The organism is Muricoccus radiodurans, assembly GCF_050154705.1.
GTDB lineage: Bacteria > Pseudomonadota > Alphaproteobacteria > Acetobacterales > Acetobacteraceae > Roseomonas > Roseomonas radiodurans.
Window position 1 is genome coordinate 4,047,809 of record NZ_CP189561.1, and the last position, 22,447, is coordinate 4,070,255.

A 22,447-nucleotide genomic window follows, 5' to 3' on the forward strand; every position below is an offset into this window, starting at 1 on the left:
GGAACGTTGGGACAGCCCCACCTACTCTCAACCCGACGCCAAAATTGGCGCTAAATATAGGGAGAAATTCCTATGAGTGGTACGACGCTCGGCAGCGGCATCTGGTCACCACGCCCTCTCGGATTGGGCCTGAGCGTACCCCTGCTGGGTCTGCAAGTGGCGGGGAGTCCAACGAACGGCGATGACCGGTTCGACGGCGACGCGACCCTGGTGGCCAACGTTCTCGGCACCATCGTCGTCACCCTCGGCGGCACCGCGACCGACAACTATGCCGATGGCCTGGACGGGAACGACGAGCTCTACGGCAACGGCGGGAACGACACGCTGCTCGGCAGTGCGGGCCTCGACACCCTGTCCGGCGGCGCGGGGAACGACGTGCTGGATGGCGGGACCGGCACCGACAGCATGGCGGGCGGCGCGGGGAACGACACCTACTACGTCGACAGCGCGTCCGACGTCGTGGTCGAGGCGTCCGGCGACGGAACCGACACCATCTACGCCTCCGCCGACCTCACCCTGACCGCCGTGCAGGACGTCGAGATCCTCCGCGCCGTCGCCGGCGCGGGCGCCCTCTCGCTGACCGCGAACGCGCTCAACAACGAGCTCTATGGCGCCGAGGGCAACGACACCCTGGACGGTGGCGCCGGCCTGGACATCCTCGTCGGCAATGGCGGGGCCGACTCCCTGATCGGCGGCAGCGGCAACGACGTCTACTACGTCGACGCGAACGACACCGTCACCGAGGCGGCGGGCGGCGGCAACGACGTCGTCTACGCCTCGGGCAACTTCACGCTCGGCGCCGGCCAGTCGGTCGAGTTCCTCAACGGCAACGCCGGCTCCACCGGCCTCGCGCTCACCGGCAATGAGCTGGATAACCAGATCACCGGCGGGACCGGCGCCGACACCCTGCGGGGCGGCGGTGGGGCCGACACCCTCGTGGGCGGCGGCGGCAACGACACCTACTACGTCGACAGCGCGTCGGACGTGGTCGTCGAGGGCGCAGGCGACGGCACGGACACGGTCTACACCTCCGTCGCCCTCTCGCTCGCGGACCTTCAGGGCGTCGAGGTCATTCGCGTCGCACCGGGCTCGGGCGGCCTCGCGCTGTCCGGCGACGGGCAGGGCAACGAGCTCTACGGCGGCGACGGCAACGACACCCTCAGCGCCGGTGCCGGCGCGGACATCCTGGTGGGCGGCGCGGGCGCCGACTCCCTGATCGGCGGCAGCGGCAACGATGTCTACTACGTCGACGCGAACGACACCGTCACCGAGGCGGCGGGCGAAGGCAACGACGCCGTCTACGCCTCGGGCAACTTCACGCTCGGCGCCGGCCAGGAGATCGAGTTCCTCAATGGCAACGCCGGTTCCACCGGCCTCGCGCTCACCGGCAATGAGCTGGACAACCAGATCACCGGCGGGACCGGCGCCGACACCCTGCGGGGCGGCGGCGGGGCTGACACCCTCGTCGGCGGCGGCGGCAACGACACCTACTACGTCGACAGCGCGTCGGACGTGATCGTCGAGGGCGCCGGGGGCGGCACCGACACGGTCTACACCTCCGTCGCGCTCGCGCTCACGGACCTTCAGGGCGTCGAGGTCGTCCGGATCGCTCCGGGCTCCGGCGGGCTCGCGCTGTCCGGTGACGGGCAGAGCAACCAGCTCTACGGCGGCGACGGCAACGACACCCTCAGCGCCGGTGCCGGCGCGGACATCCTGGTGGGCGGCGCGGGCGCCGACTCCCTGATCGGCGGCAGCGGCAACGACGTCTACTATGTCGAGGCGGGCGACATCGTCACCGAGGCGGCCGGCGGCGGCAACGACGTCATCTACACCTCCACCGACTACACCCTCGCCCCGGGCCAGGAGATCGAGTTCCTCAACGCGAATGCCGGCTCCACCGGGCTCCTGCTGATCGGCAACGAGCTGGCGAACCGGTTCACCGGCGGCGGCGGCATCGACACGATGATCGGTAAGGAGGGCGCCGACGTCTACTATGTCGGGGCCGGCGACATCGTGCAGGAAGCCGCCAATGGCGGGTCGGACATCGTCTTCGCCACCACGGACTACACGCTCGCCGCGGGCCAGGAGATCGAGTTCCTCCTCGCGAACGGCGCCGTCTCGGGCCTGGTGCTCACCGGCAATGAATACGCCAACCAGATCTTCGGCGGCGCCGGGGCGGACACCATGACCGGCGGCGGTGGCAACGACATCTATTACGCCGGCGCCGGCGACATCGTGCAGGAGGTGACCGGTGGCGGCGTGGATACGCTCTTCACCACCGTCAACCTCACGCTGGCGGCGGACCAGGACATCGAGGTGCTCCGGGCCACGCTCGGCGTCGGCGGCCTGACGCTCACGGGCAATGATCTGGCCAACCAGCTCTACGGTGCCAACGGGGCGGATGTCCTGAATGGCGGCCTCGGCGGCGACGTCCTCGTCGGCGCGGCCGGGAACGACACGCTGAACGGCGGCGCCGGCGTCGACGCCCTGTACGGCGGCGTCGGCTCCGACTCCTTCATCCTGAGCAACCTGGCCGCCAGCCGGGACGTGATCAACGACTTCGTCGGCGGCTCCGACCACCTCCTGGTCTCCGCCGCCACCTTCGGCGGCGGCCTCTCGATCGGGACGCTCACGGCCGATCAGTTCCTGGCCAACACCACCGGCATCGCGGCCGACGCCAGCGACCGCTTCATCTACGAGACCGACACCGGTGCGCTCTTCTTCGACGCGGACGGCAACGGAGCGGGCGCGCGGGTCCATATCGCGACGCTCTCCGGCACCCCGGCCCTCGCCGCGAGCGACTTCACCGTCATCGGGTAGCGGTGACGGGCCTTCGGGCGGGCACGCCCGAAGGCCGGGAGCCGGGCTTCCGGGGTGGCTGCGAGGCGATCCTCGAAGACCCCGGAACCCGCGAAGCAATACCCGGCGGCGCCTCACTGCGGCGCCGGGCCTGCCGCCGATCGCCTACTTGATCGGCCGGGACATCGGCGCCGCGAGGCCAAGCCGGTCCTTGCCGAGCATGCCTCAGCCCCAACCGTCGTCCGGTTCCGGCCTGCGGCCGTCCTGTCGGACTCCGCCGTGCCGCAGCCCGAAGCCGGCCGAGGCCCGGCTCGGGCTGCGGTGGCCGGGTGCGTTGTCTCCGGAGATTGGCAGGCTACTCGGACAGGGCCTCCCGCAGCCGCGCCTCGGCGCGGGGCAGGAGCCGGTGGAGCATGGTGTGTGCGGCGCCGGGATGGGCCCCGGCGGCGCGCGCCAGGCCGGCGGCGGCGAGGATCCAGCCGGCCGCATCCGTGAAGGGGACGGCGGCGCGGCCGACGACGTCCGGACTCGCTGCCGCGAGGCTGCCGGCCGCGTCCGAGAGGAGGCCGGCAGGGGCGGCGAGGGCCGGGTGGGCGGAGGCGGCCTCCACGGCCAGGTCCTGGAACGCCGCCAGTTGGCCCGGCAGCTTGCGGGCGACGAGGTCCATCGCCTGGATGCCGTTCGTGCCCTCGTAGATCGGGGCAATGCGGGCGTCGCGGAGAAGCTGGGCCGCCCCGGTCTCCTCGACGTAGCCGGCGCCGCCATGGACCTGCACGCCGAGGGAGGCGACGTCCACGCCGCGGTCGGTGCACCAGGCCTTCACGACCGGGGTGAGGAGGGCGGCGCGGGTCGCGGCCGCCGCGGCCTCCTCCGGCGCGTCGGGAAGGCGGGCGCGGTCGAGGGCGACGGCGCAGTCGAGCGCGAGGAGGCGGGCGGCCTCGGTGACGGCACGCATCTCGTCGAGCATGCGGCGGACGTCCGGAAATTCGGCGATGGGGCGGCCGGACTGGGTGCGCTGGGCCGCATACGCGTCCGCCACCTCCGTGGCGCGGGCGCACTGGCCCACGCCCTCGATCCCCACGGCGAGGCGCGCGGCGTTCATCATCGAGAACATGGCGGGCAGGCCGCGATGCGGCTCGCCGACCAGCTCGGCCTCGGCCTCCTCGAACAGCATCGTGCAGGTCGGGGCCGCGTGGATGCCGAGCTTGTGCTCGATGCCGCCGCAGCGCAGGCCGTTGCGGCGCCCGCCCGGCAGGATCTTCGGCGCCGCGAAGAGGGAGATGCCGCGGGACCCGGCCGGCGCGTCCGGCAGGCGGGCGAGAACGAGGTGGAGGGTGTTCTCCGTCAGGTCGTGCTCGCCCCAGGAGATGAAGATCTTCCCCCCGGTGACCCGGAACCCGCCATGGCCATCCGGCACGGCGCGGGCGCGGACGGCCGAAAGGTCGCTGCCGGCCTGGGGCTCCGTAAGGCACATGGTGCCGTTCCAGGTCGCGGCGATTAGCGGGGGCAGGAAGCGGGACGCCTGGTCCGGCGTGGCGTGATGCGACAGCAGCTCGATCGCGCCGGCGGTCAGCAGCGGCATGAGCGCGAAGGACATGTCGGCGGAGGAGAAGCGCTCGAGCACCGCGGCCCAGAGCGCGTGGGGAAGGCCCTGGCCGCCGTGCTGCGCGGGGGCCGCCAGGGACTGCCAGCCGGCCCTCTGCCACGCCGTGGTCAGGCCGGCGTAGTGGGGCGCGGTGCGGACGCGGCCGTTCTCCAGGATGCAGCCGTGGCGGTCCGCGTCCCGGCGGCCGGGGGCGATGACCTCCTCGGCGAATCGGGACGCCTCTTCGAGGATCGCAGCGACGTCCTCGGCCGCGAGGGGCGTGCCGAGGCGCGCGGAGAGGGCCGGAAGGTCGTGGACGCGCGTCAGGGCGTGGGCGAGGGAGTCCGCGGGGGTCATGCGGGAACGGGCGCGTCCAGCAGGCCGGGGGCGGGGGCCGCCTCGCCCGCGGCCCAGGCGGGAAGGGCGGCCATCAGATCCGGATTCCCGAGCGCCGCCGCGACGGCGCGGCCGAGGACGGGGCCGAACTTGAAGCCGTGGCCGGAGAAGCCGGACAGGAGGACGCAGCGGTCGGAGAGGGGTTCGAGGAGGAAGCGCTCCTCCGGCTCCACGTCGTAGTAGCAGGCGCGGGCGCTGGCCACGCGATAGGCGGGGAAGTCGCGCAGGCGGTGGGCGGCCAGCGCCAGGATCTCGTCGCGCTCGGCCGCCGTCGCCTCGCGCGGGTCGTCGGGGTCGCCGCGGCGGGAGAAGCGGTGGTCGCCGATCTTCAGCCCTGTCCCGGCCACCGGGGGCACGGCGTAGAAGCCACCATCCTCCGCGAGGTCGAGGAGCATCGGGGCGCGCGCCCAGGCCTCCCGCAGCGCCGGCGGCGGGTCGAGGTAGACGAGGACCTGCCGGGACGGCACGACCCGGGCCGCGAGGACGGGGAGAAGGCGCGGCGCCCAGGGACCGGCGGCGACCACGAGGCGGTCGGCCTCCAGGGCCGTGCCGTCCTCCAGCACCAGGCGGGCCCGGGCGGGGTCCAGGTCCCGGGCGCGGGCCCGGACGAAGCGCACGCCGCGCGCGGCCAGGTGGCGGGCCAGGGCCTCGACGATTCGGCGGGCGAGGAGGACGCCGCCGCTCTCCATTCGGAAGGCGTCGGCGATGCCGTCGGGCCGCGCCCAGGGATAGAGGGCGGCGACCTGGCCGGGCGTGAGGTCCTCCAGCGCGTGGCCCTCGGCGCGGAGGGTGGCGCGGCTTCCGGCGATCCAGGCGCTCGGCCCTTCCGCGAGGGCGAGGACGCCCGTCCGGACGTAGGGACGCTCCCCGACATCGGCGAAGAGGACGTCCCAGGCGCGGTAGGCGTCGTCCACCATGCGCGCATAACCCCGGGCGGCGCCGTAGGCGTGGCGGATGAGGCGGTGGTCGTCCACCGAGGATCCGACCGGATTGGGAGGCGAGGCCTGGTCCACGACGGTGACGCGGTGGCCGGCGGCGTTGAGGGCCCAGGCGGTGGACAGGCCCATGATGCCGGCGCCGAGGACGAGAGCGTGCTCCATCGGGCGAGTGTGCGTCGGGAAGGTCGGAGGAGTGAACTCCCCCGCCCAACGCATGCGCCTGGCCCTTCCTTCTCCGATCAGGCGGACGCGGTCCATCAGCCGAGGGGCCGCGTCCGCCTGATAGAAATCGAAGGGCGCCGGGACGAAAGCACCGCTCGAGACTTCCCCCCGGCTGTCCCTGGCGCCATCTTCCCCGCGTTCTGGAGACCCCCGATGACCGAGAAGATGCGCCTTGAGGGCTCGTTCGTGGCCCTGATCACGCCGTTCAACGCGAATGGCGAGGTGGATTTCGGGGCCTTCCGCACGCTGCTGGACTGGCACGCGTCCAACGGCACCTCGGCGGTGCTGATCATGGGTTCGACCGGCGAGGTCTCGATGCTCACGCCGGAGGAGCGGCGCGCCATCGTGGAGAAGACGGCCGCCATGAAGGATGGCCGGATGAAGTTCTTCTATGGCTGCACGGGGCCCTCCACGGACGCCACCATCGCCTATCTGCGGCACGCGAAGGCGAGCGGGGCGGATGGCGCGATCCTGGCCGCCCCCGCCTATATCTGCGCGCCCGAGGACGATATCGAGGCCTACTTCGCCGAGTGCGCCGATGCGGTGGAATTGCCGATCGGCATCTACAACAACCCGCCGCGGGTGAAGTCCGACCTGCACTGGGACCACCTGCTGCGGTTGATGAAGCATCCCAACGTGGTGGTGCTGAAGGAGAGCACGACCCGCGTCGGGCAGGTGGCGCAGGTGCTGGCCGCCGGCCCCGACTGCGCGGTGATGTGCTGCGACAGCCCGAACCTCGGGCTGGTGGTGCCGACCATGTCGCTGGGCGGGCACGGGACGGCGAACATGACGGGCAACCTGGACCCGGCGGGGATCGCGACGCTGTCCAGGCCCTGGACGACGCCCGAGCAGTCTGTGACCTTCCGCGAGACCTATCTGCGGCTGCTGCCGCTGCTGCACTTCACCTACTCGGCGATCAACCCGGTGGCGGTGAAGGCGCTGATGAAGGCGGTGGGGCTGCCGGCGGGCGACCTGCGGCGGCCGCTGCGGACGCTGGCGCCCGACCACCTGGCGCGCGGCCTCGAGGTCGTGCGGCGGCTGGGCCTCGACGCCCAGTATGGCTGGCGCCTGCCCGGCAACCCCCTCGCCCTCGCGGCGGAGTAGGGTCGCGCGCCCACGCGCGTGCGGGCGGCCGCCGCGCTGGCGGTCGCCGCCTTCTTCAGCTGGGTCCTGTATGAGCCTGGCGCTGGCGCGGCTGCTTCAACGAGTTCGGCCGCTGCTGGGACCCGGGGACCGAGGCCGTCTACGTCGAGGGGGCAGGGCTGGTCTGGGGCGGGCTGATGGGCATCGCCCTGCTCGTGGCCGGGCTGCCGATCCTCGGGGGCCGGATGCGGCGGTCGCTGGCCGTCCTAGGCCGGCCGCGAGCGGGATGACGACCTGCGGCGCGCGGCCGGACGGGGGGCACCGGTCCGCGTGGAAGCCGGCTTCTTCGGGGCGGTCTTGCGCGGCGTCGATGAGGCCTTGGCGGTGGACCGCGTCTTCGGCACGGCCTTCGCCGCGGCCGGCCTCACCGGACGGGCCGGAGCCTTCCTCGCGGCGGCGCGGCCGGTGGCGGGCTGGTCGGCTTTCGTCACACGGGGCTTTCGGGCGCCCGTGCTCCGCGCCGGTTCTTTGGCCGTGCCTCTCGTGGGGCGTGCGGCCTTGTTCGCGGTGACGCGCCCGGTCGCCGAGGATCGCGCCGTGGGGGCGGCCTTCCTGGCGCTCGTGGTCCGCGCGGCTGGCTTGGCCGTGCCTTTGGCAGGGCGAGCCGGCGCCTTCTTCGCGGTGGGCTTGCGGGACGTGCCGGTGGTCGGCGCCTTCGCGACGCGGCGTGCCCCGGTGGGCTTCGCGCGGCCTTTCGGCGTCGCGGGGCCGGCGGCCGCGCGGGTCCGGGCGGCGCCGACCCTGGGGGTGCGGGGCTTCCGGGCCGCCGCGGAACCCTTCAGCGGGTCGTGGCCCCAGTTCATCAGGCTGTAGCGCCAGCGTGTCCCGGTGACGTCGCCGTCGGGCCGCTGCGCGAGGTGACGGTGCACGTAGCCGATCACCTTGCGCATATGGGCGAGGTCCTCCTCCGAGGGTTCGCCCTTGCCCTCCAGCAGGCGGACGATGTGGCGGCCGCTCTCGTGGCCGACGGATTCCGCCTCGCCCTCATGCGTCCAGCCGACGCTCCGGCTCTCCTCCGTGCCGAGCCATCTCCGCAACGCGGCCGGGGTCATGTTCACGACGGCCCGGAACTCGCGCCGGACCGTGGCGTCGTCGGGGGCGGTCTCGCTCAACGCGTCTTTCCCTTGCTGGGGGACCGGGCTGGGCGCCGCGCGGCGGGCTTGCGGGCGGGCGCGCGCTTCGCGGCCGGGGTGGCCCGGGCGGCGGCGGCGCGCCGGGGCGGCGCCTTGCGGGGTGTCGGGGGCCGCTTGGCGGCCGTGCGCTTCGCGGGTGCGGTCTTCGCCGCACTGCGCGCCGGGGTGCGGGCGGCGGCCTTTCGCGGGGCCGCCGGGCGTTTCGCGGCGGCCCGCTTCGCCGGGGTGGCCCTGCGCGCCGTCGCCTTCGTCGCGACCGTGCGCCGGGCAGGGGCCGTGTTGCGCGCCGCGGCCACGCGCTTCGGGGCGGCTTTCCGGGTGGCCGTCGCCTTGCGCGTGGAGGCGGGCCGCGCGGGGCCGGTCTTGCGGGCCGTGGCGGCCTTGCGGGCCACATCCTTCGGCTGGCGGGAGAACTGGCGGCCGGCCGCGGTGTCGCGCCGCTTCTTCGCGGTGCTGCGGTCGTACTCCTCGTCGCTCAGCGCCTCGCGCGCCTTCTTCGGAAGGTAGCGCTCGCCGGTCTTGCCGCTCTCGCGGCCGGACTTCGTGCCCCACTCCTCCTTCGTCCATTGGGAGAGGTGGTTGTGCGCGGGATCCTTCTGGCCCTCGTAGCGACCGCCGGCCTTCTTGTACTCGGCGACGGCGAGCTGCGCCTTGCGCGCCGACCACTCGCCGGGGTCACCCCCTTTGCTGCCCTTGGTGACGCGCGCCTTCACCTTGTCCCAGAGCTTCGGATCGGTCTTCTTCGCGGTCCCGGCCATGGGTCGCCTTCCCGTTGCTGCGCCGGGAACGCCGCCCCGGGCCGAGGGGTTTCCGAGCGGGGAAGTCGGGTATTGGGGCGCCGGACGCCCGCCCCGCTCCCCGTGCGCCGGAGGCAGGAGGTTCAATCCCCCCGCCTTCCCGCTATAAGCCCGCCACGATGATCGATTGTTCGCTGGTTGTTCCGATCTACCGGAACGAGGAAAACATCCCCGACCTGCTGGAAGCGCTCGCCGGCCTCGCCGCCCGCGTCCCGGGCTTCGAGGCGGTGCTGGTCGTGGACGCCTCTCCCGACAACGCGGAGGCGCTGCTGCGCGCCGCGCTGCCGAATCTCGGCTACCCCGCGCAGCTCCTCTCCCTCTCTCGCAACTTCGGCGCCTTCGCCGCCATCCGGGAGGGGCTGGCCCATGCGCGTGGCCGCTTCTTCGCGGTGATGGCCGCCGACCTGCAGGAGCCGCCGGAACTGGCCGAGCAGTTCTTCACGACCCTCCGCTCGGACGAGGCGGACCTCTGCCTCGGCGTGCGCCGCTCCCGCCAGGACCCCGGCCTGTCCCGCTTCCTCTCCCGGACCTACTGGCGGCTCTACAAGCGCTTCGTCATCCGCGACGTGCCGGCCGGGGGCGTGGACATCTTCGGCTGTAATGCGGCGGTGCGGACGGCGCTGCTCTCGCTCGACGAGCGCTCCGGCTCGCTCATCGGCCAGCTCTTCTGGGTGGGCTTTCGGCGGAAGGAGGTTCCGTACGACCGGCGCGCCCGGACGAAGGGCACCTCGGCCTGGGTCTTCGCCAAGCGGCTGCGCTACTTCGTGGACAGCGTCTTCGCCTTCTCCGACCTGCCGATCCACCTGCTGACGGTGATGGGCGGCGCGGGGGCCGCGCTGTCCGCCGTGGTGGCGGCGGTGGTGCTGCTCGCCTGGCTGTTCCAGGACATCCCGGTGGAGGGCTACGTGCCGATCATGCTGGCCGTGCTGTTCTTCGGCTTCGTCACGCTGCTCGCGCTCGGCATCATCGGGATCTATGTCTGGCGCATCTCCGAGAACGTGCGGGGCCGTCCCAACGCCATCGTCGCGCGGCGGGAGATCGTCGGATGAGGCCGCCCTTCGTCCATCCCAATGCGCTGTGCGAGAGCGCGTCCATCGGTCCCGGCACCCGCGTCTGGGCCTTCGCCCATGTCCTGCCCGGCGCGGTGCTCGGCGCCGACAACAACATCTGCGACGGCGTCTTCATCGAGAACGACGTGGTCACCGGCGACCGGGTGACGGTGAAGTGCGGCGTGCAGCTCTGGGACGGGCTGCGGGTGGAGGACGACGTCTTCATCGGCCCCAACGCCACCTTCACGAACGACATGTTCCCGCGCAGCCGCGTGCAGCGCGCGGCGCTGCCGCCCACCACGCTGCGCCGGGGCTGCTCGATCGGGGCGAACGCCACGATCCTGCCGGGGCTCACGGTCGGGCCCGGGGCGATGGTGGGGGCGGGCACCGTCATCACCACGGACGTGCCGGCGAATGCGGTGGTGGTCGGCAATCCCACGCGCATCGTCGGCTACGCGGATGCCGAGGCGCTCGCCGGGCCGCTGGACCTGCCGCCCGGCGCGCCCTGCGCCGCCGTGCGGGCAGAGGTGCACCGGGACGCGCGCGGCCGCCTCTCCCACTGGCCGCTCGAGACGGCGCTGCCCTTCACCCCGCGGCGCCTCTACGTGGTCGACGGGGCGCCGGATGGCTGGGCGCGGGGCGGCGGGGCCTATCGCCGCTCGCACCAGCTTCTCGTCGCGACGCAGGGCGCGCTGACCATCGCGGTGGATGACGGGCGGACGCGGATGGCCGTCCGCCTCTCCGGGCCGGAGGCCGGGCTGCACGTGCCGCCCGGCACCTGGACCCTGCAATACGGCCACACGCCCGATGCCTCCCTGCTCGTGCTGGCCAGCGAGCCCTTCGACCCGGCGGAGCGCGTCTCGGACTACGCGGCCTTCGCGGGGTGGGCGTGACCGCCGCCGTGGCGCGGCCCGCCTGGCTGAACCGGCGCAGCGCGCTCGACCTCGGCCTGATCCTGCTGGCGGCGGCGATGACGCCGCTCCTCTTCGTCGCGCTGCGGCACCTCGGCCTGCCCTTCGGCCTGCGGGTCGTCGCGATGGGGGAGGATTACAACTGGCTCCTCATCCTCCAGTCGCCGAACGCGGTCGCGCGAGCCCAGACCTTCTGGAGCTTCAACGACCGCAACCCGCTCTCGCCCTGGTGGTACATCGCGGCGCGGCGGCTCTACGCGGACGGGGCGAACGGGCCCTACCTCACGCGGCTGCTGATGGGGCCACTGCTCGGCGTCTCGCTCTATGCCGCGGTGCGGGCAGTGGCGATGGGGCGGGCGCGGGGGCTGGCGCTGGGCGCCGCGATGCTCGGCGCGGCCTGGATCATCCACACCACGCCGGACGAGATCGCGTGGAACTTCATCGGCGCCCTCTCGCTCTCGCTGCTCTGCGTCGCGGCCTATGCGGCCTGGATCGCGGGCGGGCGGGCGCGTGTGGGGTGGTACGGGCTGTCGCTCGCGCTGTGGTACGGGGCCTTCGCGACCTACGGCTTCCAGGTCGGCGCGGTGGTCGGGATCGGGCTGCTGGCCCTGCTGCACCCGCCGGCCGGATCGGCCACCCCGTCCCGCCGCATCGGGAGCGCGGTGGCGGAGACGCTGCCCTACGCCCTCATCTTCGGCACCTTCGTGCTGGCGTGGAAGACGACGCAGAACCCCGTGCTCGCCGCCTATTACGGCCTGGACCCCTCGCTGCTGCTGCGGAACCTGCCGGCCTCCCTCCTCGCCGGCCTCTCGCCCGCGCGCTACGGCGGCTATCTGGCGGAGGCACGAGCGGTGCTGGGCGGGCGGGCCCTCGCGCTCGGCGTCGTGTTCGGCCTCGGCGCGGCGCTGCTGCATTTCTGGGTGCTGCGACGGACGGCGCCGGCGACGCGGCGCGATGCGGCCCTTGTCCTGGCCGTCGCGGGCGGGATCGTGCTGCCGACGCTCCTGATCGAGTCGATGTCCGGCACCTGGACCGTGGGCACCCGCTGGCCGATGGTGGACCAGGGCTGGCTGCCGCTGCTCTGGATGGGCGCCGCGGCGCTCCTGCTCGCGCTCCTGCCGCTCCCCGATGGCTGGCGCCGCGCCGGGCTCTCGGCCGCGACGGGCGCGGTCGCGGCGTGGCTGCTGGTCGCCTGCCTGGGCTACAACCACGTCCAGACCCGCGCCTCGGCGGCCGAGCTGGCGCTGCGGCGGGAGATGACCGCCCTGGGCCGGCGCGTGCCCGCTGGGACGCCGTTCAACTTCGTCGTGCTGGCGGAGGAGGGCGTGCGGCTGGTGACGCCCGACGTCATGTCCTATCGCGTGGCGCCGGTCTGGTGGCCCGGGCGCGACTTCGGCCTGCGGCTGCTCCAGCGCAACCGCCCGCCCGAGCCCGATGCCGGTCCCTGGGCGCGCGTGATCCTGCACGAGGATCGGGGCGAGTACCTGCGGATCGGCGACGGCGTCGCGCCGTATCCGGCGGTGCGGATCCTGCGCTTCGACGGGCAGCGGATCACCGTGCCCTCCGTGGTGACGGAGGACGACGTCCGCGGCTACCCCGTGGAATGGCGCCGGACGGCGCCGCTGCGGCAGGACCCGACGATCCCCTGACGCCAGCGCCGGACCCGGTCTAGGCTCCTGCCGAAACCCTGGCCGGACCCGCGCGCATGAGCCTTTCCGCCACCGCCACCTGGCACCTGACCGCCACCGAGATCGCGGAGGGCATCCGCAGGCGGGAATTCTCCGCCGAGGCCGTGGCGCGCGACGCCCTGGCCCGGCTGGACGAGGCGAACCCGGCGATCAACGCCGTGGTGCAGTTCATGCCCGAGGCGGCGCTGGAGGCCGCCCGCTCCGTGGACGGCGCCATCGCCCGCGGGGAGGATCCCGGCCCGCTGGCCGGCGTGCCGGTCACCGTGAAGGTGAACGTGGACCAGGCGGGCTTCGCCACCACCAACGGCCTGCGCCTGCAATCGGAGCTGGTGGCGGAGCGGGACAGCCCCGTCGTCTCCAACCTCCGCCGCGCCGGGGCGGTGATCATCGGGCGGACGAACACGCCGGCCTTCTCCCTGCGCTGGTTCACGCGCAATTCGGTGCACGGGCACACGAAGAACCCGCGCAACCCCGCCATCACGCCCGGCGGCTCCTCCGGCGGCGCGGCCGCAGCGGTGGCGGCGGGGATCGGCGCGATCGGCCACGGCACCGACATCGGCGGCTCCGTCCGCTACCCCGCCTATGCTTGCGGCGTGCAAGGATTGCGGCCGACGCTCGGGCGCGTGGCGGCCTGGAACGCCTCCGGGCCGGAGCGGGCGATCGGCGGGCAGCTCATGGCGGTCTCCGGGCCCATCGCGCGCTCCATCGCCGACCTGCGCCTCGCCCTGAAGGCGATGGCGGCGCCCGACGCCCGCGATCCCTGGTGGACGCCCGCGCCGCTCGACGGCCCGGACTTTCCGAAGCGCGCCGCCCTCTGCGTGCGGCCGGAGGGAATGGCCACCACGCCGGAGGTGGAGGCTGCGCTGCGTGACGCCGCCCGCCGGCTGCAGGACGCCGGCTGGACGGTCGCCGAGACGCCGGTGCCGCCGCTGCGCGAGCCCGCCCGCCTGCAGGCCCTGCTGTGGCTGGCCGAGAGCCGGCGCGGCCTGAACAAGGCCCTGATCGCCGAGGCAGACCCGGACGCGACCTTCGTCTTCGCGCAGATGGAGCGGCTCTGCCCCGTTCCCGACCTGCACGCCTTCCAGGACGCGCTCCAGGCGCGGCTCACCTTCTGCCGGGAGTGGAACCTCTTCCTGGAGCGCTACCCCGTGGCGATCATGCCTGTGTCCGCCGAGCCGCCCTTCCCCGATCAGCTCGACGTGACGAGCCCGGAGGCCTTCGACCGGGTGATCGAGGCGCAGCTGACCCAGGTGGGCCTGCCGCTGATGGGCCTGCCCGGCCTGACCGTCACGACCGACCTGTCCGGCCCCGCGCCGCTCGGTGTCCAGCTCGTCGCCGGGCGGTACCGGGAGGACATCCTCCTCGCCGCGGGGGCGGTGATCGAGGCGGCGGGGGCGCCGATCCGGCCGGTGTAGGGCGGGTGGCCGCGGGGAAGGCGCCGCCTTCCCCAGACCCCATCCGCCAGGGGGCCGGCGGGCCCCCTGGACCCGCGTTCGGTGCAGAAAATCCGCGGGGTCCGGGAGGCGCGTTCGCCCCCCGGCGGAGGGTCCGGGGGGCGGAGCCCCCCGGAGTCGCGCAGCACCACACAACCCGGACCGTCCCGCCACGTTTGCACCGCCGTGGGGCGGCCCGGCGCACGGGCCGCCCTCCACGGTTTATCGGCACGAGGAGCGTGAGCATGGACAGCGACCGGATCATCGGGGCGGGCCGCCAGGCGGCAGGCGCGGTGCAGGAGGGCGTCGGGAGCCTCATCGGCGACACCCGCACCCAGGCGCGCGGCAAGGCGAACCAGGCCCAGGGGCAGGTGCAGAGCAGCGTCGGCCAACTGGAGGACTACATCCGCGACCAGCCGCTGACGGCGGCGGCGATCGCGGTCGGCATCGGCTGGCTGCTGGGCCGCCTGCGGATCATCTGATCCCACCCGGCCGCCGCGGCGCCCTGCCGCGGCGGCCGATACATTTTGTCGCCCGGTCCGCGACATGACGGGCCGCACGGTGCGCCCCATCTGCCGCGCCGGCATGACGCTTGACCCCATCCTTCCCCGCCGTCCGGTGCTGCTCGGGCTCGGCGCCCTTTCCCTTCCCCGCATCGGCCGCGCACAGGCGCCGTTGGACGCCGCCTTGCAGGGCGCTGCCTCCCTGCCCCGGCTGCACGCAGTGAACGTGGCACAGGACGGCGCGACGCTCGCCGAGCGCCGCCTCCGGGGCCCTGCGATCGAGGCGGCGGTGAACATCAAGTCCGCCTCCAAGTCGCTGCTCTCCGTGCTGGTGGGCTGCGCCATCGAGCGCGGCGTGCTGCGCGGCCTGGACCAGCCCGTGGCGCCGATCCTGCGCGCTTCCATCCCCGGGGGCACGGACCCGCGGGTGGAGGCGATCACGATCGGGAACCTGCTGACGATGCGCGCGGGGCTGGAGCGGACCTCCGGCCCGAACTTCGGCGCCTGGGCGTCCAGCCCGGACCCGGTGCGCTACGCCCTGACGCGACCCTTCCTGGACGATCCGGGGACGGCGATGGGCTACTCCACGGGCGCGACGCACGTGCTGGGCGCGGCGCTCTCCCACGCGGCGGGGCGGCCGTTGCTGGACCTGATGCGCGATTGGCTGGGGGAGCCGCTGGGCATCGCGATCCCGCCCTGGATCCGCGATCCGCAGGGCCGCTACATCGGCGGCAACGACATGCGGCTCGCGCCGCGTGCGCTGCTCCGGGTCGGTGAGATGATGCGGGCCGGGGGCGTCTATGCCGGCCGCCGCGTCGTCTCCGCCGACTGGGTGCGGGAGAGCTGGACGCCCCGCACGCGATCGCCCTGGAGCGGGCAGCTCTATGGCTATGGCTGGTGGATCGCGGTGGCATCAGGCCATCCCGTGTCTTTCGCCTGGGGCTATGGCGGGCAGATGCTCTACGTCGTGCCGGACATGCGGCTGACGGTGGTGATGACCTCCGATCCCAATGCGCCGCGCGATCCTGTGCACATGGCCGGGCTGCACGGGCTGATGGCGGACGGCATCATGCCGGCGTTGGGCGCGGTGCGGACCGAGGGCAGCGAGCGGCTGGCCGTTCCCGAGGGCTGACCGCAGGGCATCACCGCGGGACGGACGCGACCGGGCCGCGCCTTGAGGCAAGGGGCACCCGGCGGCAAGCTCCGGGCCGCACCACGGGAAATGAAGGTCTTGATGCAGCGCGGTTCACGCCGGCGGTCCGCCTGATGCGGATCGGCATCGTCGGCGCCGGCCTCGCCGGCCTGGCCGCCGCCGCCTTCCTCGCGCGCGACGGCCATGCGGTGGAAGTGCTGGAGCGCGCGCCACAGCCCGTGCCGATCGGCGCCGGCCTGCTGCTGCAGCCGCCGGGGGCGCGCATCCTCGGGCAACTCGGTGCGCTGGACGCGGTGCTGCCGACGGCGGCGCGCGTCACGCGGCTGAAGGCGCGCAGCACCGGTGGGCGGACGCTGCTCGACCTCGACTACGCGACGGTGTCCCCGGCGCTGCACGGGCTGGGGCTGACGCGGCCGGCCATCTGGTCCGCGCTGATGGAGGCCGCGAACCGCGAGGGCGCGGCGCTGCGGTCCGGGATCGTCGTGGCCTCGGTGCGCGAGGACGAGTCCGGCGCGGAGGCGCTTCTCGAGACCGGGGAGGCGCTTCGCTACGACCTGCTGGTGATCGCGGCCGGCACGCACTCGCCGCTCTGGGCCGGTCGGCGGGGGCACCGCAGCCGCGTCTATCCCTGGGGCTGCCTCTGGGCGACGGTGCCGCTGCCCGATGACTGGCCCGGCGACGTGCTGGGCCAGCGCTGCGAGGGCACGCATGTCATGCTCGGCGTGCTGCCGACGGGCATCCAGGACGGGCGCCGCGTCGCCGCGCTTTACTGGAGCGTCCGGAACGACCGGGTCGGCGCCTGGCGCGACGCGCCGATGGCGGCGTGGCGGGACGCGGTGGCGCGCGCCTGGCCGGAGGCCGCGGCCCTGGTGCGCGACCTGCCGCGGGAGGCGATCGGCCACGCCACCTATCGCGACGTCTGGGTGGACCCGCCGCATGGCGGGCGGATGCTCGTGATCGGCGATGCGGCGCACGGCACCAGCCCGCAGCTCGGCCAGGGGACGACCCAGGCGCTGCGCGACGCCGCGGCCCTGGCCGAGGCCCTGCGCGCGGCCGCGCCGATGTCGGAGCGGCTGCGCGCCTACTGGACGATGCGCCGGGCCCGCACCGCCTATTACCGCATGGCCAGCCGGGGGCTGACGCCGGTCTTCCAGTCGGGCCTGCCGGGGCTGGGCTGGGCGCGGGACCTCTTCGCCGGCCCGATGGGGCGGATCGGCTTCGTGCGGCGGCAGGCGGTGCTGACGCTGGCCGGCGCCAAGACCGGCCTCTGGAGCGCGGAGGAGGCGTGACGCCCCCCGGCGGCGACCGCGTGCGGCTTGTGCGCGATCCCGCCACCGGCGCCGAGGCCATCCGCGCCCGCTTCGCCGCGCACGCCTACGACCTGCACCGGCACGACGAGTGGCTGGTCGGCGTCACCGACCGCGGCGTGCAGGACTTCCACCATCGCGGCACGCGGCAGCGCAGCACCCCGGGCCGCATCATCCTCATCGAGCCGGAGGAGGCGCATGACGGGCAGGCCGGCTCGGCGGAGGGCTTCTCCTACCGGATGCTCTACCTGCCGCGCCCCTGGCTGCGGGCGTCGCTGGGCGAGGGTGGCGATCCCGGCTTCCGGACGGGCCTCACGGACGATCCGCCGCTCGGCCGGGCGATCCGCGCGGCCTGCGCCGCCCTGGCGGGGCCGGAGGGGCGGCTGGCCCGCGACGCGGCGCTGGACGCCGTGCTGGAGCGGCTGCGGCCGCATCTCGGCCGCCTCGTGTCGCACGCGGGCGCGGGGCGCGACGCGCGGGTGGCGCGGCGGGCGCGGGAGCGGCTGCACGACGACCTGGCGGCCGATCCCGGCGCCGACGCGCTGGCCGCGGCGGCCGGCGCCGCGGACCGCTTCCGCCTCGCCCGCGCCTTCCGCGCGGCCTATGGCGTGTCGCCGCACGCCTATCTCGTGCAGATCCGGCTGCTGCACGCCCGGCACCTCCTGGCGGCCGGGGAGCGGCCGGCCGCGGTGGCCGCGTCCTGCGGCTTCGCGGATCAGAGCCATCTCGGCCGCTGGTTCCGCCGCGCCTACGGTCTGACCCCCGCCGCCTACCGCGCCCTCTGCACGGGCGTTCCAGACGCGGCCGCCTGAGGCGGGCGAGATGCGCGCCGGACAGAGGCAGGGCGCGCGATGGTGTTCGAGACGAAGGTGGCGATCCTGGTGCTGGAGGATCTCGCCGTCTGGCAGAAGCTGAACGTCACCGCCTTCCTGGCCACCGGCATCGCCGCCGCGGCGCCGGAGGCGCTGGGCGAGCCCTATGAGGACGCGGCGGGCCGCCGCCACGCGCGGCTGCTCGGCCAGCCGATGCTCGTCTTCGCGGCGGGGCCGGAGGCGCTGCGGCGCGCCTGGACGGTGGCGAATGAGCGGGACCTGACCCGCGCCGCCTATGTCCGGGCGATGTTCTCCACCGGCCACGACGCGGCGAACCGCGACGCCTTCCGCGCGGAGCCGCCGGACGCGCCCGATCTCGTCGGCCTCGCGCTGCGCGGGCCGAGGAAGGAGGTGGACCGGGCCACCAAGGGCTGCGTGCTGCACCCGTAGAGCGGACGGACGGTGGCCCTGGGGAAGGCGCCGCCTTCCCCAGACCCCAACCGGCAGGGGGCAACCGTGCCCCCTGCACCCGTGATCGATCAGTTCGGGGGGGGCTGGAGGCCGCGCCCCCCGGCCCGGCCGTGGAACGGAAGGGAGGAAATTGCGGCAGCGTTCCCTGGGAGAGGAAGCCTGCCCGGCCGGTTACAGCGCGGCGGCCTTCGCGCGGGCCATGCGCTCGCTCTCGGTCTTGAGCTGGCCGCAGGCAGCCATGATGTCCTTCCCCCGCGGGCGCCGGATGGGGCTGGAATAGCCCGCGTCGTTCACGATCGCCGCGAAGCGCTCGATGGCCGCGCGCTTGGAGGTGGCATAGGGCGAGCCCGGCCAGGGGTTGAAGGGGATGAGGTTCACCTTCGCCGGCAGCCCGTCCAGCAGGCGCACCAGCTCCCGCGCCTCGGCCTCGGAATCGTTCACGCCGTCGAGCATCACGTACTCGAAGGTGATGCGGCGGGCGTTGCTGGCGCCGGGGTAGCGGCGGCAGGCGGCCAGCAGCTCCTCGATCGGGTATTTGCGGTTCAGCGGCACGATCTCGTCCCGCAGCTCGTTCGTCACCGCGTGCAGCGACACCGCGAGATTCACGCCCAGCTCCGCCCCGGCCCGGTCCATCATCGGGACCACGCCGCTGGTGGACAGGGTAATGCGGCGGCGGGAGAGGCCGATGCCCTCCCCGTCCATGACGATCTTCAGCGCGGCGGCCACGGCCTCGTAGTTGTAGAGCGGTTCGCCCATGCCCATGACAACGATGTTGGACAGCAGCCGCGTCTCCGACTGCGGCGTCGGCCACTCGCCGTAGGAATCGCGCGCGGCCATGAACTGCCCGACGATCTCCCCGGCCGAGAGATTCCGCACGAGCTTCTGCGTCCCCGTGTGGCAGAAGCGGCAGGACAGGGTGCAGCCGACCTGGGTCGAGATGCACACCGCGCCCCGGTCGTCGTCGGGGATGTAGACCGTCTCGATCTGCTGGTTGTCGCGGAGGCGGAAGAGCCACTTGCGGGTGCCGTCGGTGCTCGTCTGCTCCGTCGTGACCGCGGGCCGGCCGATGGTGAAGCGCTCCGCCAGCCGTGCCTGCAGCGGCTTGGCGATGCTGGACATGGCGGCGAAGTCGCGGGTGCCCTGGTGGTAGATCCAGTGCCAGAGCTGCTTCGCGCGGAAGGGCTTCTCCCCGATCGCGGCCATCTCGGCCGCCAGCTCCTCCCGCGTCAGGCCGAGCAGGTCGCGGCGGCCGGACTCGTCCGGGCCCAGGGGCGGCGCGAAGATCGCGGCCTTGGCCAGGATGCGGGCGCGCTCGGCCTCGGTCAGGGCCTCGGGCTGGATCGGCGCGAGAACCTTCGGTTCCGCGGGTGCGAGAACCTTCGGTTCCGCGGACAGGATCGCGTTCATCGGCGTCCCCCGCCGCCCGCCGGGCATTCACGGGTGATGGCGTCATAGGCCGCGCTGAAGCCGGTCAGGGAGAAGTTGTCCGTCGTGCTGCCGCGGTTGTTCGGGCCGGGGCTGCGCGCCACCGCCCGGTCGCCGTCCCGGAAGGCGGCCACCGTGGCGCGGCCGTCGCGCGCGAAGGCGTTGTCGCCGGCGGTGTAGAAGGGAAGCTCCTTCCCGTCCGCGGTCACCGTCACCTCGGCGTTGCGGGCGAAGGCGCGGCCGATGCGCAGCGCCACCTGGTCCCGGCCCTGCGGACGGTGCGTGACGGTCAGGATGACGTTGGGGCGCCCGCCGCCCTCCACCCGGGTGAAGGCGTAACAGACCTTGCCCGCGGCCTCCTGGTGGGTGGCGGCGATCCAGGTGCCGAAATTGCCCAGGCGCTGCGGCCCGCCGGCCTGGGCGCCCTGCGCCGGCTGGGGCCGCGGCTGCGCGAGGGCCGGCGTGGCGGCCAGCAGGGCCGCGAGGAGGATCGGACGGGGCGTCATCCGCGGGACATAGGCTTCCTGGGCGGGCGGGTTCAACCGGCTTTCGCGGACGGCACGTCAGGGCTGCGCGGCGCGGGGGCATGGGCCGGGCGTTTCGCACGGTGGCACGGCGTCCGGCTGGGGGCCGTCCAGGTCGGCCGTCATCCGCCCGACACAGGCCCGGCGCCGGCTGGCCGCACGGCGGGTCCCCGCGGGGCCGGCACCCGCCGACGGGGCGCCCGCACGGGCGGTGCGGCCGGCGGCCCCGCTTCCGCCATCGGCAGAGCGCGCTCCGGCTCGCGGCAGGCGGCGCGGAGGGTCTCGAAGCCGCCGGCCTGGCCGGCGGGCAGCCAGGCCGTCTCGCGTCCCTGGCGCAGGCAGTGCGCCTGGGCCGCGGGCATCAGGTCGGCCGCGTCCACGATCAGCCGGTCGTACTGGATCGTGATGCCGTCCTCCGTCGCTTCCAGGACGCGGGAGGCTTCCCCCCAGGTGAAGGCGGCGCAGCCCGTGAGGGCGAGGGCGGCCAGGAGGGCGGTGATGGAGCGCATCCCCACGACATGGCCCGGCCCGGCGGCGCGGCGCAACGGGCCCCGTCGCCGCTCCCGCCGAGTTGCCTTGCGGAGCAGCGCCGCGCGCGGTCCCATGGGCGGTCACGACAGACGAGGTGGGCATGCGGCAGGGATGGTGGGCCGGAGCGCCGGCGGCAGCGATTCTGCTCCTGGCCGGAACGCTGGCGGCGCAGCCGGCCGCGCGTCCCGAGCCGCCGCCGGCGGACGGGCTGGCCGCGCCGAACCGGCCGGGCTGGACGGTGGATGCGCGCACGGGATGCTGGGTCTGGAACCCCAGTCCGAAGCCGGGCGAGACGGTCACCTGGAGCGGCGCCTGCCCGAACGGCCCGGCCGAGGGCGAGGGCGAGGGCGAGTGGCGCCACGTCGAGAACGGCGTTCCCTGGGTGGAGCTGTACAGCGGCAACCTTCGGGACGGGCGCCTGGACGGGCGGGGTTCCGTCGCGTCCCCCGACGGGACCGGGTATCAGGGGGACTGGCGCAACGCCCGCCCGCACGGCCGCGGCGTCGCGCTGTTGCCCCGCGGTGTCCGCTACGAGGGCGAGTTCCGCGACGGCAACCGATCCGGCCGCGGCATCCAGACCTGGCCGGACGGCACGCGCTACGACGGGGAGTGGCGCAACGGCCGCGCCGACGGCACCGGCACCTTCACCAGCCGCACCGGCAGCTTCTCCGGCACTTGGTTCCAGGGCTGCTTCATCGACGGGCAGGGTCGCATCGTCGCGATCGAGCGGCGGCTGGAGGATTGCCGGGAGGGACCAGGAACCCCGACCAGCGCGCCGGGTGGCGCCGGACAGACCCGCGGCTCCAACGAGTTCGCGCTTTAGCCCGGAAGGCCGGCGGCCCTGTTTCCGCCCTCCGCGGCAGCCTGAGAAAAGAGATGAGGGTGAGGGGTTCGGGGAGAGGGAGAATTCCTTCTCCCTCTCCCCGGGGCCAAGGCGAGCCAACGATCAGACCTCTTCCCTCTCCCATGCCCGACCGGAAGGCGGGCATCCCTCCTCCCGTCCCGGGCGTTCCTGCGGGATCGGACGGGAGACGGGGCATGAACGCCGACAACAAGGATGACCTGAAGGGCGACACGCCGCTCGCCCGCAACAAGGCCCACACCGAGGAGGGGGCGCCCACGGACAAGGCGCACCGGGATGCCGGCGACGGCGCCCTGACGGGATCGGTGCCGGCCGGCCTCAGCACCGAGGAGCTGCGGAAGGTGGCGGAGAGCGACAAGACGGACGACGGTGGCACGGGCTGAGAGGATTCGAGGACGAACGCATGGCGGACGCGGTCACCGACAACCGGGCACGGCACCGGTTCGAGATGGAGGCGGAGGGGCACACCGCCTTCATCGACTACCGGCGGGAGGCGGGGCACATCGTCCTGATCCACACCGAGGTGCCGAAGGCGCTGGAAGGCCACGGCATCGGATCGCGCCTGGTCCGCGGCGCGCTGGAGCTGATCCGGGCGGAGGGGCTGCGGGTCGTGCCACGCTGCTCCTTCGTCGCCGCCTGGATCGAGCGGCACCCGGAGGCGCAGGACCTGGTGGCCGCGGCCTGACGCGGCGCGTTGCGGGAAGATGAAGGCATTGTCAGGAACGGCCGCCCCTGGCTACGGTCGTCTCCGGATCGGCGCACCCC

Annotated in this window: 21 protein-coding genes; 14 read left to right on the forward strand and 7 right to left on the reverse strand. The window is 74.0% G+C overall.

Annotation, left to right across the window (positions count from 1 at the left end):
- Positions 1 to 72 precede the first annotated feature (72 nt).
- The gene (locus ACP6CK_RS19110; RefSeq protein ID WP_426954890.1) at positions 73 to 2,820 is read left to right on the forward strand and encodes a beta strand repeat-containing protein; all 2,748 of its coding nucleotides are present in this window, start codon (positions 73 to 75) and stop codon (positions 2,818 to 2,820) included.
- A 334-nt stretch (positions 2,821 to 3,154) separates the two neighbouring features.
- Here the strand turns inward: ACP6CK_RS19110 and ACP6CK_RS19115 are convergent, their stop codons facing one another.
- Together ACP6CK_RS19115 and ACP6CK_RS19120 are read right to left on the reverse strand one after the other, a co-directional pair.
- Positions 3,155 to 4,741 carry an acyl-CoA dehydrogenase family protein gene (locus ACP6CK_RS19115; protein ID WP_426954891.1) on the reverse strand — a complete coding sequence of 529 codons (1,587 nt, stop codon included), beginning with the start codon at positions 4,739 to 4,741 and terminating at the stop codon, positions 3,155 to 3,157.
- Positions 4,738 to 5,880, reverse strand: a complete 1,143-nt coding sequence (locus ACP6CK_RS19120) for an FAD-dependent oxidoreductase (RefSeq protein WP_426954892.1) — start codon at positions 5,878 to 5,880, stop codon at positions 4,738 to 4,740. The genes ACP6CK_RS19115 and ACP6CK_RS19120 overlap by 4 nt, the downstream gene beginning before the upstream one ends.
- Before the next feature lie 213 nt (positions 5,881 to 6,093).
- Between ACP6CK_RS19120 and ACP6CK_RS19125 the strand changes: the two genes are divergently transcribed.
- Positions 6,094 to 7,044 (forward strand): 4-hydroxy-tetrahydrodipicolinate synthase family protein, encoded by a 951-nt coding sequence (locus ACP6CK_RS19125; protein WP_426954893.1) that lies wholly within the window; start codon positions 6,094 to 6,096, stop codon positions 7,042 to 7,044.
- Between the two features lie 245 nt (positions 7,045 to 7,289).
- Here ACP6CK_RS19125 and ACP6CK_RS19130 read toward each other — a convergent pair whose 3' ends face one another.
- Positions 7,290 to 8,195 carry a DUF3140 domain-containing protein gene (locus tag ACP6CK_RS19130; RefSeq protein WP_426954894.1) on the reverse strand — a complete coding sequence of 302 codons (906 nt, stop codon included), beginning with the start codon at positions 8,193 to 8,195 and terminating at the stop codon, positions 7,290 to 7,292.
- Positions 8,192 to 8,974 carry a hypothetical protein gene (locus ACP6CK_RS19135; RefSeq protein ID WP_426954895.1) on the reverse strand — a complete coding sequence of 261 codons (783 nt, stop codon included), beginning with the start codon at positions 8,972 to 8,974 and terminating at the stop codon, positions 8,192 to 8,194. The genes ACP6CK_RS19130 and ACP6CK_RS19135 overlap by 4 nt, the downstream gene beginning before the upstream one ends.
- Before the next feature lie 158 nt (positions 8,975 to 9,132).
- On the opposite strand from ACP6CK_RS19135, the gene ACP6CK_RS19140 reads away from it, so the two are divergent.
- From ACP6CK_RS19140 to ACP6CK_RS19180, 9 genes are all read left to right on the forward strand, one after another.
- Positions 9,133 to 10,062 (forward strand): glycosyltransferase, encoded by a 930-nt coding sequence (locus ACP6CK_RS19140; RefSeq protein WP_426954896.1) that lies wholly within the window; start codon positions 9,133 to 9,135, stop codon positions 10,060 to 10,062.
- On the forward strand, positions 10,059 to 10,955 hold the full coding sequence (locus ACP6CK_RS19145; RefSeq protein WP_426954897.1) for a WxcM-like domain-containing protein: 897 nt from the start codon (positions 10,059 to 10,061) through the stop codon (positions 10,953 to 10,955). The genes ACP6CK_RS19140 and ACP6CK_RS19145 overlap by 4 nt, the downstream gene beginning before the upstream one ends.
- Positions 10,952 to 12,622, forward strand: a complete 1,671-nt coding sequence (locus ACP6CK_RS19150) for a hypothetical protein (protein ID WP_426954898.1) — start codon at positions 10,952 to 10,954, stop codon at positions 12,620 to 12,622. The genes ACP6CK_RS19145 and ACP6CK_RS19150 overlap by 4 nt, the downstream gene beginning before the upstream one ends.
- 56 nt (positions 12,623 to 12,678) lie before the next feature.
- Entirely contained in the window at positions 12,679 to 14,076 is a 1,398-nt protein-coding gene (locus ACP6CK_RS19155) for an amidase family protein (protein ID WP_426954899.1), read from the forward strand.
- Positions 14,077 to 14,339: 263 nt separating this feature from the next.
- Positions 14,340 to 14,576, forward strand: coding sequence for a CsbD family protein (locus tag ACP6CK_RS19160; protein ID WP_426954900.1), 237 nt, complete (start codon positions 14,340 to 14,342; stop codon positions 14,574 to 14,576).
- A gap of 64 nt (positions 14,577 to 14,640) precedes the next feature.
- Positions 14,641 to 15,729, forward strand: coding sequence for a serine hydrolase domain-containing protein (locus tag ACP6CK_RS19165; protein WP_426954901.1), 1,089 nt, complete (start codon positions 14,641 to 14,643; stop codon positions 15,727 to 15,729).
- 134 nt (positions 15,730 to 15,863) lie between these two features.
- On the forward strand, positions 15,864 to 17,039 hold the full coding sequence (locus ACP6CK_RS19170) for an FAD-dependent oxidoreductase (protein ID WP_426954902.1): 1,176 nt from the start codon (positions 15,864 to 15,866) through the stop codon (positions 17,037 to 17,039).
- The gene (locus tag ACP6CK_RS19175) at positions 17,036 to 17,869 is read left to right on the forward strand and encodes an AraC family transcriptional regulator (RefSeq protein WP_426954903.1); all 834 of its coding nucleotides are present in this window, start codon (positions 17,036 to 17,038) and stop codon (positions 17,867 to 17,869) included. The genes ACP6CK_RS19170 and ACP6CK_RS19175 overlap by 4 nt, the downstream gene beginning before the upstream one ends.
- A 39-nt stretch (positions 17,870 to 17,908) precedes the next feature.
- The gene (locus ACP6CK_RS19180; RefSeq protein WP_426954904.1) at positions 17,909 to 18,319 is read left to right on the forward strand and encodes a DUF2000 family protein; all 411 of its coding nucleotides are present in this window, start codon (positions 17,909 to 17,911) and stop codon (positions 18,317 to 18,319) included.
- Between the two features lie 192 nt (positions 18,320 to 18,511).
- Here the strand turns inward: ACP6CK_RS19180 and rlmN are convergent, their stop codons facing one another.
- From rlmN to ACP6CK_RS19195, 3 genes are all read right to left on the reverse strand, one after another.
- Positions 18,512 to 19,747, reverse strand: a complete 1,236-nt coding sequence (gene rlmN / locus ACP6CK_RS19185; protein WP_426954905.1) for a 23S rRNA (adenine(2503)-C(2))-methyltransferase RlmN — start codon at positions 19,745 to 19,747, stop codon at positions 18,512 to 18,514.
- Positions 19,744 to 20,271, reverse strand: coding sequence for an invasion associated locus B family protein (locus ACP6CK_RS19190; RefSeq protein ID WP_426954906.1), 528 nt, complete (start codon positions 20,269 to 20,271; stop codon positions 19,744 to 19,746). The genes rlmN and ACP6CK_RS19190 overlap by 4 nt, the downstream gene beginning before the upstream one ends.
- 140 nt (positions 20,272 to 20,411) lie before the next feature.
- Positions 20,412 to 20,894, reverse strand: a complete 483-nt coding sequence (locus ACP6CK_RS19195; protein ID WP_426954907.1) for a hypothetical protein — start codon at positions 20,892 to 20,894, stop codon at positions 20,412 to 20,414.
- Positions 20,895 to 20,920: 26 nt separating this feature from the next.
- Between ACP6CK_RS19195 and ACP6CK_RS19200 the strand changes: the two genes are divergently transcribed.
- The 3 genes from ACP6CK_RS19200 to ACP6CK_RS19210 all read left to right on the forward strand — a co-directional run bounded on the left by ACP6CK_RS19200 (position 20,921) and on the right by ACP6CK_RS19210 (position 22,367).
- Entirely contained in the window at positions 20,921 to 21,643 is a 723-nt protein-coding gene (locus ACP6CK_RS19200; RefSeq protein ID WP_426954908.1) for a hypothetical protein, read from the forward strand.
- A gap of 215 nt (positions 21,644 to 21,858) precedes the next feature.
- On the forward strand, positions 21,859 to 22,065 hold the full coding sequence (locus ACP6CK_RS19205) for a hypothetical protein (protein WP_426954909.1): 207 nt from the start codon (positions 21,859 to 21,861) through the stop codon (positions 22,063 to 22,065).
- A gap of 20 nt (positions 22,066 to 22,085) precedes the next feature.
- Positions 22,086 to 22,367 carry a GNAT family N-acetyltransferase gene (locus ACP6CK_RS19210; RefSeq protein WP_426954910.1) on the forward strand — a complete coding sequence of 94 codons (282 nt, stop codon included), beginning with the start codon at positions 22,086 to 22,088 and terminating at the stop codon, positions 22,365 to 22,367.
- Positions 22,368 to 22,447: the final 80 nt, after the last annotated feature.